The organism is Stenotrophomonas sp. 14P6.2.3 (assembly GCF_057799055.1).
Genome location: NZ_JBYOLA010000038.1, coordinates 1 through 23,864 on the forward strand (window position 1 = coordinate 1; position 23,864 = coordinate 23,864).

The 23,864-nt window shown below is 66.2% G+C and carries 18 protein-coding genes and 1 tRNA gene; 4 read left to right on the top strand and 15 right to left on the bottom strand.

Annotated elements, in window-relative coordinates; all coding sequences use genetic code 11:
• Positions 1 to 123: 123 nt before the first annotated feature.
• From AC27VL_RS18650 to radA, 3 genes are all read right to left on the bottom strand, one after another.
• A complete protein-coding gene (locus AC27VL_RS18650) occupies positions 124 to 2,430 on the bottom strand; it encodes a tetratricopeptide repeat protein (protein ID WP_488767814.1) in 2,307 nt (768 codons plus the stop codon).
• A gap of 48 nt (positions 2,431 to 2,478) precedes the next feature.
• Complete coding sequence (locus AC27VL_RS18655) at positions 2,479 to 4,335, bottom strand: ATP-binding protein (protein ID WP_488767816.1); 1,857 nt, start codon at positions 4,333 to 4,335, stop codon at positions 2,479 to 2,481.
• Positions 4,336 to 4,511: 176 nt separating this feature from the next.
• Positions 4,512 to 5,888, bottom strand: coding sequence for a DNA repair protein RadA (radA, locus tag AC27VL_RS18660; RefSeq protein WP_100551874.1), 1,377 nt, complete (start codon positions 5,886 to 5,888; stop codon positions 4,512 to 4,514).
• 148 nt (positions 5,889 to 6,036) lie between these two features.
• Here radA and AC27VL_RS18665 point away from each other — a divergent pair, with 148 nt between their 5' ends.
• A complete protein-coding gene (locus AC27VL_RS18665; RefSeq protein WP_180163997.1) occupies positions 6,037 to 8,094 on the top strand; it encodes a putative bifunctional diguanylate cyclase/phosphodiesterase in 2,058 nt (685 codons plus the stop codon).
• A gap of 127 nt (positions 8,095 to 8,221) precedes the next feature.
• Here the strand turns inward: AC27VL_RS18665 and cyoD are convergent, their stop codons facing one another.
• The 4 genes from cyoD to cyoA are packed head-to-tail and all read right to left on the bottom strand — an operon-like array spanning position 8,222 to position 12,238.
• On the bottom strand, positions 8,222 to 8,563 hold the full coding sequence (gene cyoD / locus AC27VL_RS18670; protein WP_025873831.1) for a cytochrome o ubiquinol oxidase subunit IV: 342 nt from the start codon (positions 8,561 to 8,563) through the stop codon (positions 8,222 to 8,224).
• On the bottom strand, positions 8,563 to 9,201 hold the full coding sequence (cyoC, locus tag AC27VL_RS18675) for a cytochrome o ubiquinol oxidase subunit III (RefSeq protein WP_099821051.1): 639 nt from the start codon (positions 9,199 to 9,201) through the stop codon (positions 8,563 to 8,565). Before cyoC ends, cyoD begins: the two co-directional genes overlap by 1 nt.
• Entirely contained in the window at positions 9,198 to 11,195 is a 1,998-nt protein-coding gene (gene cyoB / locus AC27VL_RS18680) for a cytochrome o ubiquinol oxidase subunit I (protein ID WP_089239620.1), read from the bottom strand. Before cyoB ends, cyoC begins: the two co-directional genes overlap by 4 nt.
• Positions 11,196 to 11,197: 2 nt before the next feature.
• Complete coding sequence (gene cyoA / locus AC27VL_RS18685; RefSeq protein ID WP_100551872.1) at positions 11,198 to 12,238, bottom strand: ubiquinol oxidase subunit II; 1,041 nt, start codon at positions 12,236 to 12,238, stop codon at positions 11,198 to 11,200.
• Positions 12,239 to 12,576: 338 nt separating this feature from the next.
• Here cyoA and AC27VL_RS18690 point away from each other — a divergent pair, with 338 nt between their 5' ends.
• Positions 12,577 to 13,005, top strand: a complete 429-nt coding sequence (locus AC27VL_RS18690; protein ID WP_100551871.1) for a VOC family protein — start codon at positions 12,577 to 12,579, stop codon at positions 13,003 to 13,005.
• Positions 13,006 to 13,040: 35 nt separating this feature from the next.
• Here the strand turns inward: AC27VL_RS18690 and AC27VL_RS18695 are convergent, their stop codons facing one another.
• The 8 genes from AC27VL_RS18695 to AC27VL_RS18730 all read right to left on the bottom strand — a co-directional run bounded on the left by AC27VL_RS18695 (position 13,041) and on the right by AC27VL_RS18730 (position 22,941).
• Entirely contained in the window at positions 13,041 to 15,056 is a 2,016-nt protein-coding gene (locus AC27VL_RS18695) for an energy transducer TonB family protein (protein WP_100551870.1), read from the bottom strand.
• Positions 15,053 to 16,438 carry a DNA-binding protein gene (locus AC27VL_RS18700; protein WP_100551869.1) on the bottom strand — a complete coding sequence of 462 codons (1,386 nt, stop codon included), beginning with the start codon at positions 16,436 to 16,438 and terminating at the stop codon, positions 15,053 to 15,055. Before AC27VL_RS18700 ends, AC27VL_RS18695 begins: the two co-directional genes overlap by 4 nt.
• Positions 16,439 to 16,442: 4 nt before the next feature.
• Complete coding sequence (locus tag AC27VL_RS18705; RefSeq protein ID WP_133120039.1) at positions 16,443 to 17,198, bottom strand: PP2C family serine/threonine-protein phosphatase; 756 nt, start codon at positions 17,196 to 17,198, stop codon at positions 16,443 to 16,445.
• Positions 17,199 to 17,200: 2 nt separating this feature from the next.
• Positions 17,201 to 17,881 carry a vWA domain-containing protein gene (locus AC27VL_RS18710; protein WP_100551868.1) on the bottom strand — a complete coding sequence of 227 codons (681 nt, stop codon included), beginning with the start codon at positions 17,879 to 17,881 and terminating at the stop codon, positions 17,201 to 17,203.
• 210 nt (positions 17,882 to 18,091) lie between these two features.
• Positions 18,092 to 18,349 carry a hypothetical protein gene (locus AC27VL_RS18715; protein WP_100551867.1) on the bottom strand — a complete coding sequence of 86 codons (258 nt, stop codon included), beginning with the start codon at positions 18,347 to 18,349 and terminating at the stop codon, positions 18,092 to 18,094.
• 444 nt (positions 18,350 to 18,793) lie between these two features.
• A tRNA-Thr gene (locus tag AC27VL_RS18720) sits at positions 18,794 to 18,869 on the bottom strand.
• 84 nt (positions 18,870 to 18,953) lie between these two features.
• Positions 18,954 to 19,958, bottom strand: a complete 1,005-nt coding sequence (locus tag AC27VL_RS18725) for a 2-hydroxyacid dehydrogenase (RefSeq protein WP_488767822.1) — start codon at positions 19,956 to 19,958, stop codon at positions 18,954 to 18,956.
• A gap of 97 nt (positions 19,959 to 20,055) precedes the next feature.
• Positions 20,056 to 22,941, bottom strand: a complete 2,886-nt coding sequence (locus AC27VL_RS18730) for an autotransporter domain-containing protein (RefSeq protein WP_488767824.1) — start codon at positions 22,939 to 22,941, stop codon at positions 20,056 to 20,058.
• 288 nt (positions 22,942 to 23,229) lie between these two features.
• Here AC27VL_RS18730 and AC27VL_RS18735 point away from each other — a divergent pair, with 288 nt between their 5' ends.
• Both AC27VL_RS18735 and AC27VL_RS18740 read left to right on the top strand, forming a co-directional pair.
• Positions 23,230 to 23,709 carry an RNA polymerase sigma factor gene (locus AC27VL_RS18735; protein WP_100465698.1) on the top strand — a complete coding sequence of 160 codons (480 nt, stop codon included), beginning with the start codon at positions 23,230 to 23,232 and terminating at the stop codon, positions 23,707 to 23,709.
• Positions 23,706 to 23,864: FecR/PupR family sigma factor regulator (locus tag AC27VL_RS18740; RefSeq protein ID WP_488767826.1), on the top strand; the 159-nt coding region annotated here is incomplete at its 3' end. The genes AC27VL_RS18735 and AC27VL_RS18740, both read left to right, overlap by 4 nt.

The window sequence follows — 23,864 nt, forward strand, 5'->3', positions numbered from 1 at the left end:
GAGGTATCGCCGCAACAAAAAAAACCCCCCCCCCCCTTCTCCCCCCCCCCCCCCCCCCCCACTACCGGCAACACGTAGGCGTAGCGCCGGGCCGTGCCCGGCGAGCCCGCAGCGCAGCAGAGATTACAGCCCGTACCGCTCGATCGCATCCAGGTGCGGCTGGCGGTCCTGGTCGCAGGCCTCGGCCAGGCGCAGCCAGCAGTGCGGGTGCGCCCAATCCGCCGTAGCCTGCTGCAGGAAACGATGCAGTGCCAGCGGCGCGTGATCCTGCGGCTGGGCGACAGTGAACAGCAGACCCGGCAGCGTGCCGTCTTCCGCGTCCGGATCGGTCACGGTGTAGTCCGCACGGCTGTGCGACCACACCTGCCACCCCTGTGCCTCGGCGGCTTCCACGAAGGCGTTCCATGCATCTTCACCGGGGTGCGCGCCGTCGACCAGCCAGCTGCGTGCGAAACCACCCCGCTCCAGCACATGCACCTGCGCATAGGTCGGAATGAAGTGCTCGCGCTCCGCTTCGTCTTCTGGTGCCGGGTGCACCAGGCCGGCGTCGAACACCACCCAGTCACCCACCTGCTGCGCACGGTTGGCCGGTGCGTTCTCGACGATGCGCGCGGTCACCGGGCCGCTGCGGCGGGCGTAGTACTCCATCGGCTCGCCGCCTTCTTCGCTGCGGATGATCACCCAGCCCCACGGCTCTTCGACCACGCCCTGCTGGCTGGACAGCTCCATGCCGATCGCTGCTGCCGAGCGGCGCACCGCATCCCAGTCGCGCGCCGCGCTGGCCGCACTCATGTGGTCCCAGTGCGCGGCGTTTGGCTCTTCCAGCAGTTCCACCAGCTGCGCATAGCAGGCCTGCGCCTCGCTGAAGCGGCCGGTCTCCATGTACATCCGGGCAAGCGTCCCGCGTGCACCGTTCGAGCCCGGCGACAACGCCAGCAACGCCTGCGCGGCCTGCTCCAGCGTCGGCCAGTCGGACGCGCGCCGTGCACGCTGTACCTCGCACCAGTGCGCGAACACCGGCACGCTGTCGCGGTAGGTCGCGGCCAGCCTGCGCAGGCCGTCATCATCGCCCTGCTCGGCCAGCCAACGCATCAGCGTGTAGGCCGCTGCACCATCTTCCTGCGCGTGGCCGCGCACGAAGTCCCACAGCAGTGCCTGCGCTTCGCTCTTCGCGCCACAGGCATGCAGCGCCGACGCGGCGACCTCGGCCAATGCGCCGTCATCCGGCCGCTCGGCGTGCGCCTGCAGCAGCCACTGCGCTTCACGCTCGGGATCGCGTGACTGGTTCTGTTCGCCCTGCGCTTGCAGCCACGCCAGCAGTTCATCGGCAGGCACCGGCAGCGGTGCCATCTGCGGCAGCGCCTCGATCCGTGCCGCCAAGCCAGCCACCAGCGCGGCAGCGCCACGGTCCTGCCGCAGCTGCGCCAGATGGGTGCGGGCCAGACCCAGCTGGCGCTGCGCCACCCAGCGCGCACCGCGCTGCAGCGCCAGTTCCAGGCTCAGTGCAGCGATCTCGATCACCAGGCGATGCGCGCCAACAGCGGCGAAGTGCTCGATGATGGTGTTGAAGCGCGTACCCAGATCCCAGGTGTTGCGTTCGCCATCACGACTGCACAGCGTCGAAGCGGTATTCGCCCACAGCCGCCAGTGGTTCGGCGTCAGCTCACTCCAGGGCACCAGTTGCTGCAATGCCTCTTCATCACGTCCCAGCTGGGCCAGTGCCCAGGCCTTGGACAGTCGGCGCGGCACGGTGCAGTTGGCCGGCTCGTATTCGCCTGCGGCGGCTACTTCGGCCTCGCGCTGCTCGATCAGTGCCAGCGCCTCCGCCGCGCGGCCGCTGGCCAGCAGGATCTTGATCTGCATTTCCGGGAAGCTGTCGAACACTTCCTTGCCGCGCGCCTGGATCGCCGCCGCCTGCACCTGCAGGTAATCCAGCGCGTCCTGGCCGCGGCCGTCGTCCAGCAGCGCGTCGGCCTTCTCGCAGCTCAGGCACTGGAAGCAGGCCCAGCTCGGGTCGATGCGGCCCAGCGTCTCGTCGCAGACCTCGATGCGCTCGGGCACCCAGCCCGGACCATCGATGTTGCCGTAGCAGGCGGCAAGATCCTGGGTGACGCAGATCGACTGCGGGCAATCCAGCGTATCGGCGCGGTGTGCGCGCTCGAACAGCGCCACCGACTCGCCCAGCGCGCTTTCACCCTCGACACGGTTGCCGACGCGGTTGCGCAGCGCCCAATGACCGACGTAGACGTCGACCCAGGGGTTGTCCAGCGCCTTGCCCAGCGCGCGCGCTTCGGGAAGCAACGCATCGACGCGGTCGACCTGCAGTTCACTGACTTCATCGGCAAGGCGGGTCAGCAGGTGGGCGTTCTGTGCCTGCCCGGCCTGGCGCAGGTCTTCCTGCAGTTTTTCGACCCAGTTCCAGATATCCATGGGGGTAATGCTCCTGTCTAGCGAAGGCTGGATGAGAGAGGGCGGTGCTCAGCGCAGCATCTGCTGCAGGGCACCGGCAATATCAGTGAATGCACCATTGAGATCGGGGCCCGGCGTCGCCGCACTGCGCTGCAACGGCCGGCCCTGCGCGGACACGATGATCTTCAGCGAGCGCAGCAGGCGCGCGGCCGCTGCGGCCTGCGGGTGGCCATCGCGCTGGGCCTGCAGCAAGGCCTGCACCGCTGGATTGTCCAGGTTGAGGTAAAGCCGCGAAGGTGCACGCGCCTCGATGCGCGCGGTGAACTGGCGCGCCAGCCGCAATGCGGCCATCGATACGCGCTTGTCGTTCTCGTCGTCTTCCAGGCGCTGTTTCAGTTCGGCTTCGCGGTCGGGCACCACCACCACCGGCAGCGCCTCGGGGCTGAACCGCGCCGGCAGCAGCTGCTCGCCATCGCCCAGGTGTTCGCGAAGCCAGGCCAACTGCGTATCGCCAAGGCTGTCGTCGGTGCGGAACAGTGCGCGATTGCCCTGCTCGGTACCGAGTTCGACCAGGCGCAGGCCCTTGGCCTGGGCCCAGCGGCGCAGGAAAGGCACCACCGCATAGCGATGGCCATGCGCGACCGGCACGCCCATCGCACGGAACAGCATTTCCTCGAAGCCGCCACCGTTGTCGAGGATCACATGCACCGCGCCGCGCGCCGGCAACGCGCTGGCCGGCAGGTCACCCTGCGAGGTCGGCACGCGCACGTGTTCCAGCAGCAGGTCGAACAGGCGCTCATCGCACAGCGCCGCGCCCAGCAGGGCTTCGTTGTGGCGGCTGAGCACGCGTCGCCAGGCTTCGGGCTGCTGCCGCGCGACGTCGGCCAGGCCATCGATCAGCGCTTCCAGCAGGGCGTGCTGTACGGCGCGATAGTGGTCATCGCGCTGCAGGTCCTCGCGGCTGGCGGTCGGGGTCAGCTTCGACGATTCGATCACCCCGCCGATGAAGCCGGCCCACGGCGGCAGCAGGTCGCGCGCGTCGTCGTCCAGCAGCATGCCGCGCACGAACACCGACAGGTTGCGGTTGTCGCTGGTGCCGTAGGTGGCACCGTCCTGCACCCAGAGCATGCCGACGGCATCACTGCTGCCATCGGACTGCAGCGGCATCGTCACGATGGGCTCGAAATCGTGTTCGAAGCGGGCAGCGAACTGCTGCGCCTGGCGGCGTGCCTGCACCGGATGCAGCGCGACGTCCCCCTGCCCGCGCCACGGCGGCGGCTCGGGATTGATCGCGGCGGTCGCCGCACCGATGAAGATCGGCTCGGACAGCAGCGCGCAGTAGCGGCCCAGCACCTCGTGCAGGCGCGCTTCGTTGGCCAGCGGCAGGAAGTCCGGATGCAGCTCCAGCTCGACCTCGGTGCCGATCGCGCGTGCCGGCACGTCGCTGACGGTGTACTGCTCGGCGTTGCTGGACACGTACAGGTGGCCCAGCTCCGGCGCTTGATAGGAGGTGGTACGCACGCTGACACGGCGCGCCAGCACGAAGGCCGACAGGAAGCCCAGGCCGAACATGCCGATCAGGCCTTGGTTATCCTCGCCGTCCTGGCGCAGGCCCCGGGTGTAACCGACACCGACCGTGGCCAGGTAATCGTGGATTTCCTGCCGGGTCAGGCCGGCACCGGTGTCGGTGATGCGCAGCACGCCGGCGGCGACATCGACCTGCACGTCGATGCGCGACACACTCTGGATGCCGGGCTGCTCGATACGGCGACGGATGATCGAATCGTGCGCGTTCTGCACCAGCTCACGCAGCGCCACCATCGGGGTGGAATACAGGTGCTTGCCCAGCACCGTCATCAGTCCATTGAGATCGACCCCGGCGCGGCGGATTTCGGCGGCGGGGGTGCTGAACATCGGGTCCTGCATGTAATCGATTACTCCTTGCCACGGAAAGGCGCCAGGGGGCGCCTTCGTCGAGCCGGGAAAACTAGCACAGGCAGGCTGACCGTTGCCGCATGTGACGTTTGTAGAGCCGAGCCCACGCTCGGCTGCCCTTTGCCGGAAAAGCAGCCGAGCATGGGCTCGGCGCTACAGTACCGGCATCACGCCGCGTCGATGGCCTCGGACAGGCGTTCGACCGCGATCACTTCCATCCCCTTCACCGAGCCACCCTTGGGTGCATTGGCCTTGGGCACGATGGCGCGCTTGAAGCCGTGGGTCGCGGCCTCGCGCAGGCGATCCTCACCGTTGGGTACCGGCCGGATCTCGCCGGACAGGCCGACTTCACCGAACGCGATGGTCTTCTCGGCCAGCGGACGGTCCTGCAGCGAGGACAGCACCGCCAGCAGCACCGGCAGGTCGGCGGCGGTCTCCTGCACGCGGATGCCACCAACAACGTTCACGAACACGTCCTGGTCGCCGACCAGCACGCCGCCATGCCGATGCAGCACCGCCAGCAGCATGGCCAGGCGGTTCTGCTCCAGGCCCACCGCCACGCGGCGCGGATTGGACAGCGGCGAGGCGTCGACCAGCGCCTGCACTTCCACCAGCAACGGCCGGGTGCCCTCGCGGGTGACCATCACGCAGCTGCCCGGCTGGTGCGTGCTGGCACCGGAGAGGAAGATCGCCGACGGATTGGAGACTTCCTTCAGGCCCTTGTCGCCCATCGCGAACACGCCCAGTTCGTTGACCGCACCGAAGCGGTTCTTGAAGGCGCGCAGCAGGCGGAAGCGGCTGCCGCTCTCGCCTTCGAAATACAGCACGGCATCGACCATGTGTTCCAGCACGCGCGGGCCGGCGATGCCGCCTTCCTTGGTCACGTGGCCGACCAGGAACACCGCGGTTCCGGTTTCCTTGGCGAAGCGCACCAGCCGCGCAGCGCTCTCGCGCACCTGGCTGACCGAACCGGGCGCGGCAGTCAGCGTCTCGGTCCAGAGCGTCTGTACCGAGTCGGCCACGATCAGCCGCGGCCCGCTCTTGGTGGCGTGCTGCAGGATGGATTCGACACCGGTCTCGGCCAGCGCGTTGACGCCCTCCAGCGGCAGCTCCAGCCGGTGCGCACGGCCGGCGACCTGGGCCAGTGATTCTTCACCGGTGACGTAGAGCACCGGCAGCACCGCGGCCATCTTGGCCACGGCCTGCAGCAGCAGGGTGGACTTGCCGATGCCCGGGTCGCCCCCGACCAGCACCACCGCGCCCTCGACCAGGCCGCCGCCGAGCACGCGGTCGAATTCACCGATGCCGGTGCTGACCCGGTTGTGCTCGGTCTGCGCCACGTCCTTCAGTGCGGTGATCTTTGGCGGGTCGATCTTGCCCGCCCAGCCGGCACGCCGTGAGGCGGGCGCCTTGGCCGCCGTCGCGCTCTCAAGGACGATTTCCGACAGCGCGTTCCAGGCGTTGCACTCGGTGCACTGGCCTTGCCACTTGCTGTATTCGGCGCCGCATTCATTGCAGACATACGCGGTGCGGGCTTTGGCCATCGGAGATTTCCTGCAGGGGCAACGAGCGTGGCAGGATAGCCGAGCCGGGTCGCACGTGCTGCGACCACTCAAGTCCCACCCGCCGGTGCCGATAGCGGTGGCGGGCGTGCGCCTTGCGGGCGCCCCTCCCTTCTCCTCTGGATTCAACATGACTGGTAGTTACAGTCAGAGCCTGGTCGCCATCTCGCTGCTGGTGGCCATGCTGGCATCGTATACCGCGCTCGACATGGCCGGCCGCCTGGCCACGGCCGAGGGCCGGGTCGCACGCTGGTGGCTGGCCGGCGGTGCCGCCGCGATGGGCCTGGGCATCTGGTCGATGCACTTCATCGCGATGCTGGCGTTCAAGCTGCCGATTCCAGTCGGTTACGACCTGGCGATCACCCTGTATTCGCTGGCCGTGTCGATCGGCGCATCGGCCTATGCGCTGTGGCTGGTGTCGCGGCCCAGCCTGCCGCTGCAGCGCCTGGCCGCCGGTGCGGTGCTGATGGGACTGGGTATCGCGGCCATGCACTACCTGGGCATGGCCGCGATGCGGATGCAGCCGGGCATCGACTACCACCCGGGCTGGTTTGCCGCATCGATCGCGGTGGCCATCGGCGCCGCCGGTGCAGCGCTGTGGATCGCCTTCCGGCTGCGCGTCGAGCAACGCAACACGGTGCGCCTGCGGATACTGGCATCACTGGTGATGGGCCTGGCCATCGTCGGCATGCATTACACCGGCATGGCCGCCGCACGCTTCCCGGCAGGCAGCGTCTGCGGCGCGGTCGGCAGCGGCGGCATCGATCCCCGCTGGCTGGCCGTGCTGGTGATCGTGACCACGCTGGCCACGCTGGGCATCGCGTTGGTTGCCTCGTTGTTCGACCGCCAGATGCGCGTGCGCACCGGTCTGCTGGCCGACTCCCTGGCCCACGCCAATGACAAGCTGATCCAGGCGGCACTGCACGATCCACTGACCCAGCTGCCGAACCGCATGCTGCTGCAGGATCGGATCGAGCAGGCCATCGAGAAGGCGCAACGCCGCCAGCAGTCGGTGGCGGTGATGTTCTGCGACCTGGATGGCTTCAAGGCCGTCAACGATGCCTATGGCCACCAGCTGGGTGATCGCCTGCTGGTCGCGGTGGCCCAACGCGTGGGGGCGCAGCTGCGGCCGCAGGACACCCTCGCCCGCCTCGGTGGCGACGAGTTCGTGATCGTGCTGGCCATCGATGCGCCTGACGATGCGGCGGTGGTCGCCGAGCGGGTGATCGCGGCGGCCAGCGAACCTTTCGTGCTGGATGCGGCGGAACTGCAGGTCACCGCCAGCCTGGGCATTGCCCTGTATCCGGACGATGCCGGCGACGAACGCGAGTTGATGGCACATGCCGATGCGGCGATGTACCACACCAAGGAAACCGGACGGAACGGCTACACCTTCTTCATCCCTTCAATGCAGCTCAGTGCCAACCGCCAGCTGCGCCTGCTGCAGGACCTGCGCAAGGCGATCGCGCGCAACGAACTGCTGCTGCACTACCAGCCGAAATTCCCGGCGGCCGATGCACCGGCCACCGGCGCCGAGGCGCTGCTGCGCTGGCAGCACCCGGAACTGGGCCTGCTGGCACCGGACGTGTTCATTCCCATCGCCGAGCGCAGCGGCCTGATCCTGCCGATCGGCGACTGGGTGCTCGACCAGGCGTGCGCGCAGCTGCGCGCCTGGCATGACGGCGGGCACAGCGACTGGACGATGGCGGTAAACCTGTCGCCGCTGCAGTTCGCCTCGCCGGCCCTGTTGGACAGCGTGCGGTCGGTGCTGGAACGGCATCGCATCGACCCGGCGCGGCTGACCCTGGAGATCACCGAAACCACCGCCATGAAGGATGTCGAAGCCAGCCTGGCGATCCTCAACGATCTGACCGCGATGGGCGTACACATCGCCATCGACGACTTCGGCACCGGCTATTCCAGCCTGCTGTACCTCAAGCGCATGCCGGCCACCGAGCTGAAGATCGACCGGGCGTTCGTGCATGACCTCGAACGCAACGACGAGGATGCGGCCATCGTGTCCTCGATCATCGCGCTGGGCCGCACCCTGCAGCTGCAGGTGGTGGCCGAGGGCGTGGAGACCCAGGCGCAGCGCGATTACCTGAGTGAGCTGGGCTGCGACCAGCTGCAGGGCTATCACCTTGGACGGCCGATGGACGCCGAGGAGTTCCTGCGCAAGGTGGGTTGAGAGGCAACTGCATCCACGCATGGCGTGGATCTACTGGCTGCCGGCCAGCGGCCGGCACTACCGGACAACGGAAAAACAGAAAGGCCGCCCGGAGGCGGCCTTTCTGCGTGGCAACGTCGCAAAGACGTCAGTGCATCATGTGCACGTTCATGTTGTGCATGACCCACAGGGTACCGACCACGATGATGCCGATCACCACCACGGTGAAGGCCGCAGCGTTGACGTTCCAGCGGCTCTCCGACGAGCGGTCCAGGTGCAGGAAGAACACCAGGTGGACCAGCATCTGCAGCACCGCGGTGATGGCGATCACCACACCGTTGACGGTGCGCGAGAAATCACCCGACATCACCATGTAGAACGGGATGACGGTCAGCACCACCGCCAGCACGAAGCCGATCAGGTACGACTTCACGGTGCCATGGCTTTCGCCGCCGGCGGCGTGGTCGTGTGCATGGTTGTCATGTGCCATTACAGCGCTCCATTGAGGTAGACGACGGAGAACACGCCGATCCAGATCAGGTCCAGGAAGTGCCAGAACAGGCTCAGGCACGCCATGCGGGTCTTGTTGGTCGGGGTCAGGCCGTACTTCTTCAGCTGCACGAACATCACCAGCAGCCACAGCAGGCCGGCGCTGACGTGCAGGCCGTGGGTACCGACCAGGGCGAAGAACGCCGACAGGAAGGCACTGCGGTCCGGACCGTAACCCTGATGGATCAGGTGCTGGAACTCATAGACTTCCATGCACATGAAGCCGAAGCCCAGCAGCCAGGTGATGCCCAGCCACAGGAACATCTGACCGACCTGCTTGCGGTGCATGGCGATCATGCCCAGGCCGAAGGTCAGCGACGAGGTCAGCAGCAGCGCGGTTTCCCACGCCACGAACGGCAGCTCGAACAGGTCCTTCGCGCCGGGGCCACCATCGGTGCCGCCGGCCAACACCACGTAGGTGGCAAACAGCGAGGCGAAGATGAGGCAGTCGCTCATCAGGTACACCCAGAAACCGAAGACGGTGTTGCCGCCGGTGTCGTGGTGCTCGTGGTCGTCATGGCCATGGGCCGCCGCGTGTGCGGCGTGCCCGTGGTTCACGGTGGAGGTATTGGTGCTCATGCCTTCAGCTCCGACTTCACCAGGCCCTGGGCTTCCAGGTGCTTGCGGTGTTCGTTCTCGATGCGTTCCACCTCGGCAGCCGGGACCCAGTAGTCCACGTCCTGGTCGAAGGTGCGGTAGATGAACGTGGCGATCATGCCGACGAAGCCGATGATGGCCAGCCACCAGATGTGCCAGATCATCGCAAAGCCGAACACCATGCTGAAGGCGCCGATGACAACGCCGGTGCCGGTGTTGCGCGGCATGTGGATGTCGGTGTACTTGGCCGGCTTCGGCCAGGCCTCACCACGCTGCTTGCGCTCCCAGAAATCGTCCAGCTCGGTGACTTCCGGCAAGGTGCCGAAGTTGTAGAAGGCCGGCGGCGAAGAGGTTTCCCACTCCAGCGTACGGGCATCCCACGGGTCGCCGGTCAGGTCGGCAGTCTTCTTGCGGTCGCGGATCGACACGGCCACCTGGATGATCTGGCACAGGATGCCGGCACCCACGATGAAGGCGCCAACAGCGGCAACCAGCAGGAACGGCTCGTAGGCCGGGTTGACGGTGCTCTGCAGACGACGGGTCATGCCCATGAAGCCCAGCACGTACATCGGCATGAAGGTCACATAGAAGCCGATGAACCAGCACCAGAACGCGCACTTGCCCCAGAACTCGTTGAGGCGGAAGCCGAACATCTTCGGCCACCAGTAGGTGATGCCGGCGAACATGCCGAACACCACGCCGCCGATGATGACGTTGTGGAAGTGGGCGATCAGGAACAGGCTGTTGTGCAGCACGAAGTCGATGGCCGGGATCGCCAGCATCACGCCGGTCATGCCGCCGATGGTGAAGGTGACCATGAAGCCGATGGTCCACAGCACGGGCGTGGTGAACTGCACGCGACCGCGGAACATGGTGAACAGCCAGTTGAAGATCTTCACGCCGGTGGGGATGGAGATGATCATCGTCGTGATGCCGAAGAAGGCATTGACGTTGGCACCCGAACCCATGGTGAAGAAGTGGTGCAGCCACACGATGAACGACAGCACGCCGATGCAGGCGGTGGCGTAGACCATGCCCTTGTAGCCGAACAGGGCCTTGCGCGAGAAGGTCGCGATGACCTCGGAGAACACGCCGAAGGCCGGCAGCACCAGGATATAGACTTCCGGGTGACCCCAGATCCAGATCAGGTTGATGTACAGCATGGCGTTGCCGCCACCGTCATTGGTGAAGAAGTGCGTACCCAGGTAACGGTCCAGGGTCAGCAGCACCAGGGTGATGGTCAACACCGGGAAGGCGGCGACGATCAGCACGTTGGTCACCAGCGCGGTCCAGGTGAAGACCGGCATCTGCATGAGCTTCATGCTCGGGGTGCGCATCTTGAGGATGGTGATGAAGAAGTTGATACCACTCAACGTGGTACCCAGACCCGCCACCTGTAGTCCCCATATGTAGTAGTCCATACCTACATTGTTGCTGTACTCGATGCCCGACAATGGCGGGAAGGCCAACCAGCCGGTGGCGGCGAATTCACCGATCCACAGCGACAGCATGATCAGCACCGCACCGGACACGAACAGCCAGAAGCTGAGCGAGTTGACGAACGGGAACGCGACGTCGCGCGCACCGATCTGCAGCGGCACGGCCAGGTTCATCAGGCCGGTGATCAGCGGCATCGCCACGAAGAAGATCATGATCACGCCGTGGGCGGTGAAGATCTGGTCGTAGTGGTGCGGCGGCAGGTAGCCCTCGGACCCGCCGACGGCGATGGCCTGCTGGGTACGCATCATGATCGCGTCGGAGAAACCGCGCAGCAGCATGACGAAGGCGACGATGATGTACATCACGCCGATCTTCTTGTGATCCACCGAGGTGAACCACTCCTTCCACAGATAGCCCCACAGCTTGAACTTGGTGATCAGGGCGACGACGCCCAGGCCACCAAGGATCGCGCCGACCAGGGTGGTCAGCACGATCGGATCGTGGGGGATCGACTCAAGAGAGAGTTTTCCCAACATGTTCATTCTCCCGAACCCGCGTGGCCGGCATGGCCTGCGTGTTCGTGTTCGGTGGCATCCAGGTTCTCACCGGATTCCTTGGAATCGTGGGCCTCGCTCGGGGCATGGCCCTCGTGCGCTTCATGGCTGGCAGCGTCGGCAGCAGCGGCACCGGCGTGGGAATGCTTCATGCCGTAGTGCTTGTTGTCGCCCATGTGCTTGGCGATGACCCAATCGAACAGGCTTTCTTCAACCTTGCCGAAGTAGGTGACCGGGTACCACTCGGAATTCTTCGCTTCGCCCAGCGCCTTGAACGTGGTCTTGTCCAGGGTCTGCTCGCCGGCACGGACCTGGTCCAGCCACTGGCGGTACTGCGCATCGGTGACCGAGTAGGCAGTGAAATGCATCTTGGCGAAGCCTGCACCGCTGTAGTGCGAGGACATGCCCGGGAATTCACCCAGTTCGTTGGCGATCAGGTGAAGCTTGGTCTCCATCGCCGCCATCGAATAGATCATGCTGCCCAGGTGCGGGATGAAGAACGCATTCATCACCGTATCGGAGGTGATCTCGAAGTTCAGCGGGGTGTTGACCGGGAACTTGATCTCGTTGACGACCGCGATCTTCTCTTCCGGATAGATGAACAGCCACTTCCAGTCCAGCGAGATCGCCTGGATGGTGACCGGCTTGACGTCCGATTCCAGGGGCTTGTACGGATCCAGCGCGTGCGAGGACCGCCAGGTCAGCACCGCCAGGACCAGCACGATCATGCAGGGGATCGACCACACCACCACCTCGATCGCCGTCGAGTGGGACCACTTCGGCTCGTAACGGGCCTTGGTGTTGGAGGCGCGATACTTCCACGCGAAGGTCAGGGTCATGATGATGACCGGGATGACGACCAGCAGCATGAGCACGGTGGCCGTGATCAGCAGTGTCTTTTCATCCTGGCCGATCTGGCCCTTCGGACTGAGGATGGCCACGGCATCGCAGCCGGTGAGCATCACCAGCAATGCGAGCAGCAAGCCCGGGCGCAACCAGCGCCCAAGGGTTTTCAACGGAATCATCGGTCGATCCAATTGCGAGGGAATGCCGTTCCCCGTCCTGCCCGCACCGGCCAAAGCCGGGCCCACCCGTCCAGAAGACAGGCAGGTAAGGTGGGGTCGAGTCAGCCTTTCAATTTTAGGCCGTCACCCACCATTTAAGAAAGGCATTGACAATGATCAGGCGCAGGAAAGGCCCGGATCTGGCTGCGACACGTTGTCGCACCGCGCCATTGTGGCGGGCAGAACGCGCGGGGACGGCAGCGTAGCATCGGTCTCGGCGACGACGAGGCCCCTCGTTCGGCAAAGTCCACTGAACAGGTTCAGCAAGTTTTGAGCTCCCTTTCTTCGAGGAACCCGGCATGGACAGACCCTTCAGCGTTGAACGCATCGACCATGTGGTGCTGCGGGTGCGCGAGCTGGCCCGCAGCGAAGCCTTCTATGCCCAGGTGTTGGGGTGCGTGGCGGTGCGGCAGCGCGAGCACCTGGGCCTGGTGCACCTGCGTGCGGGTGCGTCGATGATCGATCTGATCAGTCTGGACGGCACGCTCGGTCGCCACGGCGGTAGCGGGCCGGGCAGCGAAGGTCGCAACGTCGACCACCTCTGCCTGCGCGTCGAGCCCTTCGACGAAACCGCGCTGGTCGCCCACCTTGCTGCCCACGGCGTGCCGGTACTGGGGCCGGCCGAGGTCAACTTCGGCGCAGAGGGCGATGGCTTGTCGTTGTACTTCAAGGATCCGGACGGCAACACGGTGGAACTGAAGGGACCTGCGAACGAAGCCAGTCGATGAAGCGGCCACTGCCTCCGACCCGTGCCATGCCCCCGCTATCCGCCCTGGAACCGCACCGGCACACGCAGGATGATCTGCTTGACCGTGGTCACCGGCCGTGTGGGAGTGACGTGCCATTTCAGCGCAGCGTCACGGGCGGCGCGATCCAGCGCAGGGTGCCCGCTGCTGCGGTCCACGCTCACATCGAGAACGCGGCCCTCGGCTGACAGAGTGATCAGCAGCTCGACGCTGCCCTCCGGCGCCGTCTCCCCGTCACCACGCGGATAACGCGGCGGCTGCCGGCGCGCCATCGCCGCCAGCTGCGCGCCCAGCGCCTGTTCGGGGTTCAGCTGGGGCGGCGGCGGGCTCATGGCGATCGGCGATGGTGCGTCCACGGTCACCGGCGGTGGTGCGGCAGCCACAGGCGCTTTGAACATGACCGTCACCTGCCTGCGCTCGCCGCCCGTGAGCACCTTCGACGCACTGTGCCAGGTGCGCGCGCCCTGCCGCGCGGCCTCATCCAGCACGGCGTTGCCACTGCTGCTTTCAATCAGCACCGAAGTAACCACGCCGCTCTGCCAGACATCCACCTGCAGGATGACCGTGCTGTCGGCCTGCACAGGCGCGCGCAGCGGGATGCCGTGGCGCAGGTCCTTGAACCCGGCGGCGGGCAGGTCGACCAGCACCTGTCCATACTCGGCCGGTGGCGACGGCGGTGGCAGCAGTGGCGACGTACGCAGCGCCAGGCCCTTGCGATCGACCAGCATCCCCGCTGGCGGCATCGCGCGTTGCGCCTGCCTGGCGGTGTCAACTTTCGAGGTTGCCGGTGGTGAGGGCTCCGAGACCACCGGGCCCGGCGGGTCTGCAGCAGTGCCGGAGGCGTCCGGCGTCTCGCCTTTGCTTGCCGCCGCCTGCCGGTCGTCATCGCCCAACAGCAGCGTCGCGCGCGCCTTCAGGATCTCCATGCGGTCTTCGGACGCACTGGCCAGCAGCGTCGAGAGCATGAACACGTCGCTGCCAAGCAGCAGTGTATTCACGTCGAACCGGGCAGGATCAGCCGAGGCGGTCTTGTCGCTGCGGTCGATCAGCCCGGCGATCACCAGCGCACCCAGCGCGAGCTCTTCGTCCGTGTCGACCATCGTCGACGCGTAGGCATTCCACAGGCGCTCCTCCAGCGGTGCATAGGCGAACAACACCTCCTGCGTGCCGTGGACGCGCCACAGGCGCTCTTCCAGTGCCGCGTCGCCCTCTCGGTCGAATGGCTTGCGTGGCGACCAACGTGAGCGGATCGCCAGCTCCTGCAGATCCGTCGCCAGCAGGCGCATCGCTACCGTCGTGCTCGACGGCGAGAGTTTCCACATCTGCTGCAGCAACTCGATCTGCTTCAGTTCCAGCTCGCGCGCTTCCTCGGCGGTAAGCCGATCCACCATCGCGCCCGCGTCGCTGGCCAGGCCTCCCGTTCTTTGCGTACGGCGGCCGGACCGGGCGGCAAGGGTCTCGATCGTCTCGTTGTACGCCGCACGCAAGCGCTCGTACTCCGTGCGGTCTTCGCGCAGCGCTGGACCATTGCGCGCCCACAGATCCAGCTCCTGCATCAGCGCCTGCGTGCGCGGCAGATCGCCACGGGCAGCGGCACGTGCGGTTTCGTGCACCTTGTTGAGCATTTCCCGCTCGAAATGACCGCGCGAATACCAGCGCGGAACCGTCGTGCGATCCTCGCCGACCACGACCGAGCGCGCTCCCTGCATGCTCCCTGCGCCCGCAGCCCCATCCCCGGAAATGCCGGTGACAACAAAGATGACGAACGAGAGGAAGCCGAACATCACCGACGCGATCAGATAGTCCACGGCCCGGTCCTGCACCGCTACGCGCAGGAACGACAGCACCGACACCGCACCGCCGATCAGCAACGCAGCACGCAGTGCCGCCCTGCCGTCGCTCAACGCGCCGCTCGACAGCAGCCGTCCGAGCCAGCCGATCGAGCCGTAGACCAGCACGCCGAGGTCGCCCCAGAACGGCGCCATTCCGAGCAGGGCCAGCAGCAGCACGGCCAGTACACCCAGCAGCTTCATGGACGCTTGCTCATGATCAGCATCGGCACGAACAGGATGAACAGCAGGATCGCGATTGCCAGCATGGCCATCTGCACGGCCAGCCCCACGCCATCCCAGATGCTCGGATCCACCAGCGCGCTGTAGCGGCGGTAGGCCGGCATGCCCCAGCCCATCACCCAACCCAGCAACAACGTGCCGATCACCGCCATCGTCACCCGCGACATCACCCCGGGAACGCCGCTTGCAGCCGACGCCTGTGCGGCCACCGGCTGCGCCTGGTTACCGCGCGCGGCAGTACGTCCGCGCTGCTTGCGGGCCTTGGCCGGTTTCTGCCGCGAGCGGGTCTGCGCCGCGCGTGCGCTGCCGGCCAGCAGTTCGACGCGGGCGCAGGCAGCACACGGCATGCCGACAAAATGCTGGTGGGCCGCATCCTTGCCACACGTCACCAATTGCCCGGCGTTGCGCCGCGCGTAGTCCAGCAGCAGCGTGGCCCATTCCTGCGCCGAAGGCCGCCGCCGCGCCTGCGTCGAAAACGCACGATCAAACATGTCGCGCAGTGCCGGCGGGAACATCTCATGCCCACTGACCGGCGAGGGCAACATCCGCGGATGCGGTTTGCCGCGCGCATACGGGTACAGGTTGGCGGCGATGCGCGCCGGCAGGTCGCTGGGCACCGTCGCCCCCTGCGGCCTGCCCGCATACGGATGCAGGCCGGAATTAAGCAGCTGGAACACCATCACCGCCAGCGCGAAGCGATCCTGCGCCTCCTCCTGGCCCGGCTTCACCCCCGGCTGCTGGAACTCAGGCGCCAGATAGTCGGTGGTGACCTGCCCGGCCGGGAAACGCTCGCCCTTGCCCTGGATGCTGAAACCATCGCAATCGAGCATCGCGATGAACAAGGTGCTGCGATAGAACCGCACGTTCAGCGGCTTGAGGTCGACCACATAGTGCTGCCGCCGGTGCAGCGCAGCCAGCATCACCGCCAGGTTGGCCGCCAGCGTCATCTTCGACCCCAAGCCGGTAGGCAGGCCCTCGGCACGCGCTTGCCGCTCCTGCAGCACATGTTCCAGATCGCTGGTGGCCGACAGATCCAGGATCGGCATGGTGAAGCCGATGAAGCGCCCACTGCGGTCCCGCAGCAGGGTCAACGGCCAGGCAATCTGCACCTGGTCGGCCCCCTGCCCCTCCATCGACGGCAGGTCCGGCTGCAGCTCCAGCATCGCCTGCAGCTTGCGCTCGTAGACGCGCGCGTCCTTGTCCGAGTGATACAGCTTGGCTACTTCGCGCGGCCGCTCCTTGAGGGTGAACACACTGCCCGCGCCGCCACTCTTGAGCAGCCGCTCCAGGGTCAGCGGCCTGCGCTGTGTGTCGTAGACCTGTTCGCCGCTGCGCCCGGGCATGTGCTCAGGCCGGCAGCGCGACCAGCAACGTCTTGTCGTCGCCGGTGATCTGATCGGTGCGCGGGTCGGCCAGCGTCGCGTGCAACGCCTGGCTGCCGTGGGTCTCATCGACGCCGGCCAGATAACGGATCACCGGTGCGATGAACGGTTGGAACAGGCTGTCGCCCGCGCGCGACATCGCAAACGGCTGCACGCCATCGGACATCAGCACCAGCGCGTCGATCGCCCCTTCGAAGCGGGTCAGCCGCAGCTGCTCGCGCCAGTTGCCACCGGTCACGAACCACGTTTCGTTGGCGTACTCGCCGTTGGCGGGCAGCGATACCGCATCGGGCGACTCATTGCTGAAGGCACAGGCGGCGACGCCGTCGCCGACATGGAAGAACCAGCCGCCATCGCGCGTGGCGACAGCCCCTACCAGCGTGCAGGCATGGTCGGAGAGCTTCAGGCCCTGGCTCAGCGCAAGCATCGCCAGCTGACCGCGCGCATCGTCGACGGCGGTTTCGATGATGGCGCGCAACGCATCCACCGGCAGTGCCAGTGGATCGGCACCGAGCTGGGCAGATCCGGTAACCGACGCCGCCACGCTGCTGGATACATGCCGGGCGCCCACATCGCTGTGCGATGCGGAGCCTGCACCGTCGCAGACCACCGCGACCAATGTCTGCCCCACCTGCACCGACGCATAGGCGTCCTGGCAGGGCTGCCCGCGGTCCAGATGGGACCGTCCCGTGGCCGATGCGGCCATCACGCGCCAGGCCATGGTCAGACCGGCACTTGTGACCAGCTGTCGGTGGCTGGCAGTTGCACCTGCCCGCCGGGCGTCGAATTGGAGACCACCCGCATGCTCGCGCTCAGCCACAGGAACAGCTCCTTGAACTGCAGGCCCTGCAGGCGCTTCACGCCGCGCTCGCCATTACGGCTGAACTGGCCCAGCACGCTCATGTCGGCATTGCCGACGGCGATCGGGAACACCGCCACCTTGTTCTGCTGCTCGGCATCGCGACACTGCTCGGCCACCGCTTCCCAGGCATCGGTGGGCTGGCCGTCGGACATAAGGAACAGCCACGGCCGGGTGTAGGCGACGCCAGCCTGGCGGAAGCGCGCCTTCTCGTCTTCGATTTCCTGCAGCGCCAGTTCCACCGCCGCGCCAGTCGGCGTGGTGCCGTTGGCCGACAGCGTGGGCGCGGCGAAATCCATCGCGTCGCACCAGTCACCGCTGATGGCGGCGTTGTCCATGCCACCGTACTCGACCAGCAGCACGCGCACGCGCTTGGCCGCGATCACATCGGCCTTCAGCTCCTGCTCCAACAGCTTCAGGCCCGCGTTCAACTGCTCGATGGGGCCACCGCCCATGCTGCCGGAGCAGTCCAACACCAGGATCAGCGGCGTGCGCTGCTCACTGTTGTCGACCAGCGAAACATCGGGGATTGCGGCAATGGACATGATGGGAAGCCTCCGTGCGGGTGAACCGGTGCAGGTGATCTGCGCGGCCGATTATAGGGGGAGCTGGAGGTCCAGGGGGCGAGGTCTGACGGGGAGGCGTGCCGGCCAAACAAAAAGCCCCGACCGAGACCGGGGCATTTGCTGAAACTGGTGCCGGAAACAGGAATCGAACCTACGACCAGCCGCCTACGGCTCCAAATAAACCATTGCCTAGTCGCTGGACGCATCAGTCTGATCAGCGATAGCGCCAACGAAATCGATGATCTCTTCGATCTCGACGCCTCGTTGATTAGGCTCATCGTCAGATCCCAAACCGGTCTCCGAAAACTCCTGCGCTAATGCACCGATCAGCGACTCGCGGTCCTGTTTGACAAGGTGCTTGATGCCTTCTTCAGGCAAGTGAAAGCTGTGCTTCGCTGCGATTTCAGCCAGCAGAGAATGCAGACGGGACGAGATAGACCGCTTCATTTCACTTCACCTTCGGGTCTCTCAACCCATCGCTGCTTCTTGGAATGGCAGTTATGACCTTCCCCTCACCATTCAGGACTACCTTCGCATCTTTCCGCTGTAAGCAGTCCTGCCACCGACCTGCTCGGCGACCTTTGCAGGGTCTTTTACGCTCCTTGAAAGAGCCTCGAAGCAAGGTTCGGCATTCATGACAACAAGGAGGTCTTCGGAATCCAACTCCAGGGCTGAAGCCAAAAGGGCCATTCTGAGTTGGACAAGACGCTTGACTATAAGCACCAGCGAAGCCGAGGGCGATGCCTCGCGAGGGATTGAACAGCTACCGGAAGCTCATGACTGCCAGCCATGGGCTGGCACTACTGAACCAGCCGGCCAGCGGCCGGCACTACCAATGGCCGTGCCGCCCAAACAAAAAACCCCGACCAAGGCCGGGGCTTTTGCTGAAACTGGTGCCGGAAATAGGAATCGAACCTACGACCTACGCATTACGAATGCGCCGCTCTACCAACTGAGCTATTCCGGCGAAGCTGGCAATTTTACGGTCGGCCTACCCCTGCGGTCAATCCGGTCGTGACGATTGCCGCCAAACGCCCGCCCACCCAGCCCCTCAGCCCGCCATCACCCGGTTGCCGCAGTCCCGCCCCGCCGCGAAATCGGCCAGGTTGCCCAGCGTGATCGCCGAGATCTCCTGCAGCGCCTCCACGGTGAAGAAGCCCTGGTGGCCGGTCACCAGCACGTTGGGGAAGGTCATCAACCGCTGGAAGGCCTCGTCGTCGATGATCTCGCCGGACAGGTCCTGGAAGAACAAGGCGCTTTCCTGCTCGTAGACGTCGATGGCCAGGTGGCCCAGCCGGCGCGACTTCAGCGCGCGGATCACCGCATGGGTATCGACCAGGCCGCCACGCGAGGTGTTGACCAGCATCGCGCCGGGCTTCATCCGCGCCAGCGAGGCATCGTCGATCAGGTGCTGGGTATCGGGTGTCAGCGGGCAATGCAGCGAGACGATGTCCGAGCGCGCCAGCAATTCATCCAGTTCCACCATCGTGCCGATCTCCGCGAAGGCAGGCGACGGATACGGATCGTGCCCCAGCACGGTGCAGCCCATGCCGCGGAAGATGCGCGCGGTGGCCAGCCCGATCTTGCCGGTCCCGACGATGCCCACGGTCTTGCCATGCAGGGTGCGGCCGAGCAGGCCATCAAGCATGAAGTTGCCCTCGCGCACGCGGTTGTAGGCGCGATGGGTCTGCCGGTTGAGGGTCATCACCAGCGCCAGTGCATGCTCGGCGACGGCTTCGGGCGAGTAGGCCGGCACGCGGGCGACGAACAGGCCGAGCGCGTTCGCGGTGGCCAGATCCACATTGTTGAAGCCGGCGCAGCGCAGCAGCACCGCGCGTACGCCCAGCGCATGCAGGGCCTGCAGCACCGGCGCATCAAGCCTGTCATTGACGAACACGCAGACGGCGGCGCAGTCCTGTGCCAGTGCGGCGGTGTGCACATCCAGCGCGGCGTCGAAATACACGAACTGGAACTGCTGCCCTGCCCCTTCGCGCAGGTTGGCTTCCTCGAGAAAGCGGCGATCGTAGGGACGGGCACTGAAAACGGCGATCTGCATGGGAAGGTCTGCGCGGAAATCCGCCACGACCATAGCGCACCCGCACATCGATGGGGATGGCACCGGCGGCGTGACTGCCGCCGGTGCCGGTACTGCCTTAGAACGTATAGCCCAGGCCCAGCATCACGCCGTTCTGCAGTTGGCCGTCGCGACGCTCGCCCACGTAGTCGACCATCACCGACAGGCGATCGCTGGCGCGGCTGGTCACGCCCAGGTTCCAGGCCAGCACCTGCTCGCCCACTGTCTGGCTGCTGGCACCGAACACCAGGTCCGGCGCAGCGGCGAAGCCGGTGCTGTAACGGGCCTGGGTGTCGCCCAGCTCCTTCTGCCAGACCACGCGCGCGCGCGGGGTGATGCGCTCGCCGTTGTTGCCTTCGAAGGTCTTGAACAACTGCAGGCCCGCGCCGACGCGGATGCTTTCCAGGCTGTCACCACGCCCGACCAGCGCGCCGGCACCCTGCCCTTCATTGAAACGGGTGGCCGAGGTACGCGCGTAGTCGACCACCGGCAGCAGCGGCTGGATCACCACACCCTTGGCGGTGGTGAACGAGAAGCCGTGCTCCAGGCGGGCCGAGATCGCATCGTTGTTGTACTTGGCACGCAGCGGGCCCTGCAGGCCGTCGATGCCCTCGATGCTGCGGCGGGTGTCGTGGCGCAGATCGGTGTAGCGCACCGAGGCCGAGAGGTAGCCACGCGAGTAGGTGGCATCCAGGTAGCCGCCCACATCCAGCGCGCGCACGTCGCCGGTGAACCCGGAACCATCGCGCCCCTTGGTCGACATGTCCGCAGCGGCAACGCTGACGCCCAGGGTCACCCGGTCATCGGCCAGCTGCGTATCGGCACCGAGCACAATGCCGCCGACGGTATGGCTCAGGCCGGCCACGCCGCCCTCACCGTCGATGCGGCCATGGCTGCCGAAGCCGCGGCCCCAGAGGCCGTGGTTGCGTGGTGCTTCGCCGCCGAAGTCGGTGTTGCCACCGCCCGCCCCCGCCGGCTCCACCAGATGCATCGCCAGCTGATTGAACAGGCTGCCATTGGCCATGCCGGGCTGCGCCGAAGCCGCCTGCGCGGCCTGTGCCGCCAGGCCGCCGGCGTCACCGCTGCCGCTGCGTCGTGCGGCCTGGTGCTGCTGCACCACGCTGCCGATGCTGCCGACCAGCGCGTTGTCGGCCAGACGCAGGCTGGCGTGGCCATCACCGCGCAGTGCACCGGCCTGCTGTGCGATCACATCGCGATCCGCGAACTGCAGTGCCCCCAGCAGCGGCTTCAGGCCGGCATCCTGGCGCTGGCCTGCAGTGGCCAGTGCGCGGCCGAGACCGTCGTTGCCGTTGCTGCCGGTAAGCTGCGCAAGCTGGTCGAAACCGGGGTTGGCGGTCAGCGACAGGCCCTCGGCGGTCTGGTTGATGTTGAAGCTCAGCAACGAGTTGTGACGCGGCCGGAACACTTCGCCGCCAGTGATGCTGGCGGTATAGCCGGTGTCGCCCAGGCGCACCGCATCGGTGAAGCCCTGGAAGATCGGGCCGCTCACCAGCTCGCGCTGGTAGTTGCCGGCGTAGAAACCCTGCGCCACGTTCAGTTCAAGGTGCGCGCCCGGCGAGATGACCAGCGCGCCCTCGTTGGCGCCGCTGTCGTAGAAGTCGCCCACGCGCAGGCGGCCACTGTTGGCGCCGCCCGCCTCGGTGACGTCGAACAGCACCTTGCCGCCCGGCATGATGTTGACGTAACCGTGGGTGACCAGGTCACCACCACGCGGCATCAGGGTGCCGAACACGCGCAGGCGGTTGAAGCCGTCCTCGCGGTACGACGGACCGGTGCCAGCGAACAGCGCATCCGAGTCGTTGGCGACCGAGGCGATGTCACCGTGGCCGACCACCATGCCGGCCGCCAGCACGCGCAGCTCCGGGGTCCGCAGGGCGCCGCCTTCCAAGGCGATGGTGCCGTTCTCCACCAGCATGAAATCGGCGCCGGTGGTCTCGGCGGTGCGCCAGGTGCCGCCCTTGGCCACGCGGATCACACCGGCCGAATTGCCCAGCGTGGAGGCATCCAGCTCCGACAAGCGCAGGCTCGCCAGCAGGTCGGCCTGGAAGCCCGGATCGCTGAGGAAGTCCTGCACCGAGAAGCGACCGATGCCGTTGGGACCACGTGCAGCCTCGTTGTAGATGGAAACGGCCTGGTTGATGTACGTGGTGGCGAAGTCGGTATCGTTCCAGCGCGAGAAGTCGTCGTCGACGAACGCCTGCAGCTGGCGTGCGGTGCGCAGGTAGCCCGGATTGATGTCGCCGCTGACATTACCGGTGACCGTCAGGGTGTCGCCCGGGTCGCGGTAACCGGCGGCGGTGATGATGTTGTTGCTGTAGATGTCCTGGCCGGGGAAGGTCTCCAGCTTGCGGCCACTGCCATCGGGATCGAAGCTGATCGACGCGCCGGTGGTCCGGGCCGGATCGCGGAACACCAGCAGACCGTTGGGCTGCACCACCTCGTACATGGCCTTGTGCAGCAGGCCGGCATCCATGCCGCCGCCGTAGTTGCCGGTGTAGATCTCGGTCATCCGCGGCGAAGGCGTATAGATCACCTTGCCACCGCTGCTGGCGGCGTGGATCTGCACCGAGTCGACCAGCGGCAGGTCGCCGGCCAGGTAACGCTCGACGCCACCGGACTGCATGATCGAGCAGGACGAGATGCAGTGGCCGGACACGATGGTGTTCAGGCCGTTGGTACGGATCACTGCCTGCAGCCACTCACCCGCGATCAGCGCGCCACCATTGGAGGTGCGCAGCACGACTTCGCGGATCGGACGGCCTTCGGCCTGTGCCTTGGCCAGCAACGCCGGCAGTGCGACCACGTCGGCGACGGTGACACCGCCACTGAGCACGACGCGATCGCCCTGCACGTGATAATTCATTGCCATGACGTCATCCATCTGGCCCAGGGTCGCGATACCCACCAGGCCCGCCAGGGCGATGCTCAACTTCGAATGCTTCATTGCGTTCTCTCTCTCCGCCCGCACCACGCGGGTCGAAAGCAGAACGCAGCAGCGGGGCAGACGCCCCCAGTCGGCGACGAGAAAAAAGATGAATGCATTCACAATGGAAATACAGAAGAAATGCGGGCTTCCCCATCCGGTCACCGTCGCGTAAAACTCGATGACGCGTCCGTCATTGTCGTCCGAGGTCCTCCCCTGTCCGTGCCCTCCCCTTTGCTCCGTGCTGCGCCGGAACTGCCTGGGATTCCGGACGTCTTCATTGCATTCGTACGTGAGGAACGCGCGCCGCTGTGCGCTTTCCTGCGCGCCCGCGGTGTCGGTCCCGAGGATGCCGAGGACATCGCCCAGGACTGCATGGAGCGCCTGATCCGCTACCGCGCACACGACACCGAGGAACTGCGGCTGCTGCTGTACCGCATCGCCCGCAACCGCCTGGCAGACCGCGGGCGCTCGCCGCAATCGCGCAACCACCTGTCGCTGACCGAACGCGACGGCAACGAAGAAGCTGCCAGTGCTTCTCCTGATCCGCTGCGTCAGGCAGAATCCGGGCAGATGCTCGCCCTGCTGCGCCAGGCACTGTTCAAGCTTCCCGAACGTGCCCGCGAGGTGTACCTGCTCAACCGCATCACCGGGATGAGCTATACACAGATCGCCCGGCATTGCGGCATCACCGCCAAGACCGTGGAAAAACACATTGCCCGTGCATTGCAGGGCCTGCGCAAGGAGCTGGGCCCCGATCCTCTCCACAATGATGGAGACACCGAATGATCCGCAACGACAACAGGGATGACACGTTGCTTTTTGAACACGCAAGCGCCTGGGTAGCCCGGCTGGAAGCCCCCGACTGCAGCCCCGAAGAGCGTCAGTCCTTCGAGGACTGGCTGGCCGAGGATCCCGCGCACGTCAGCGCATGGGTACAGGCC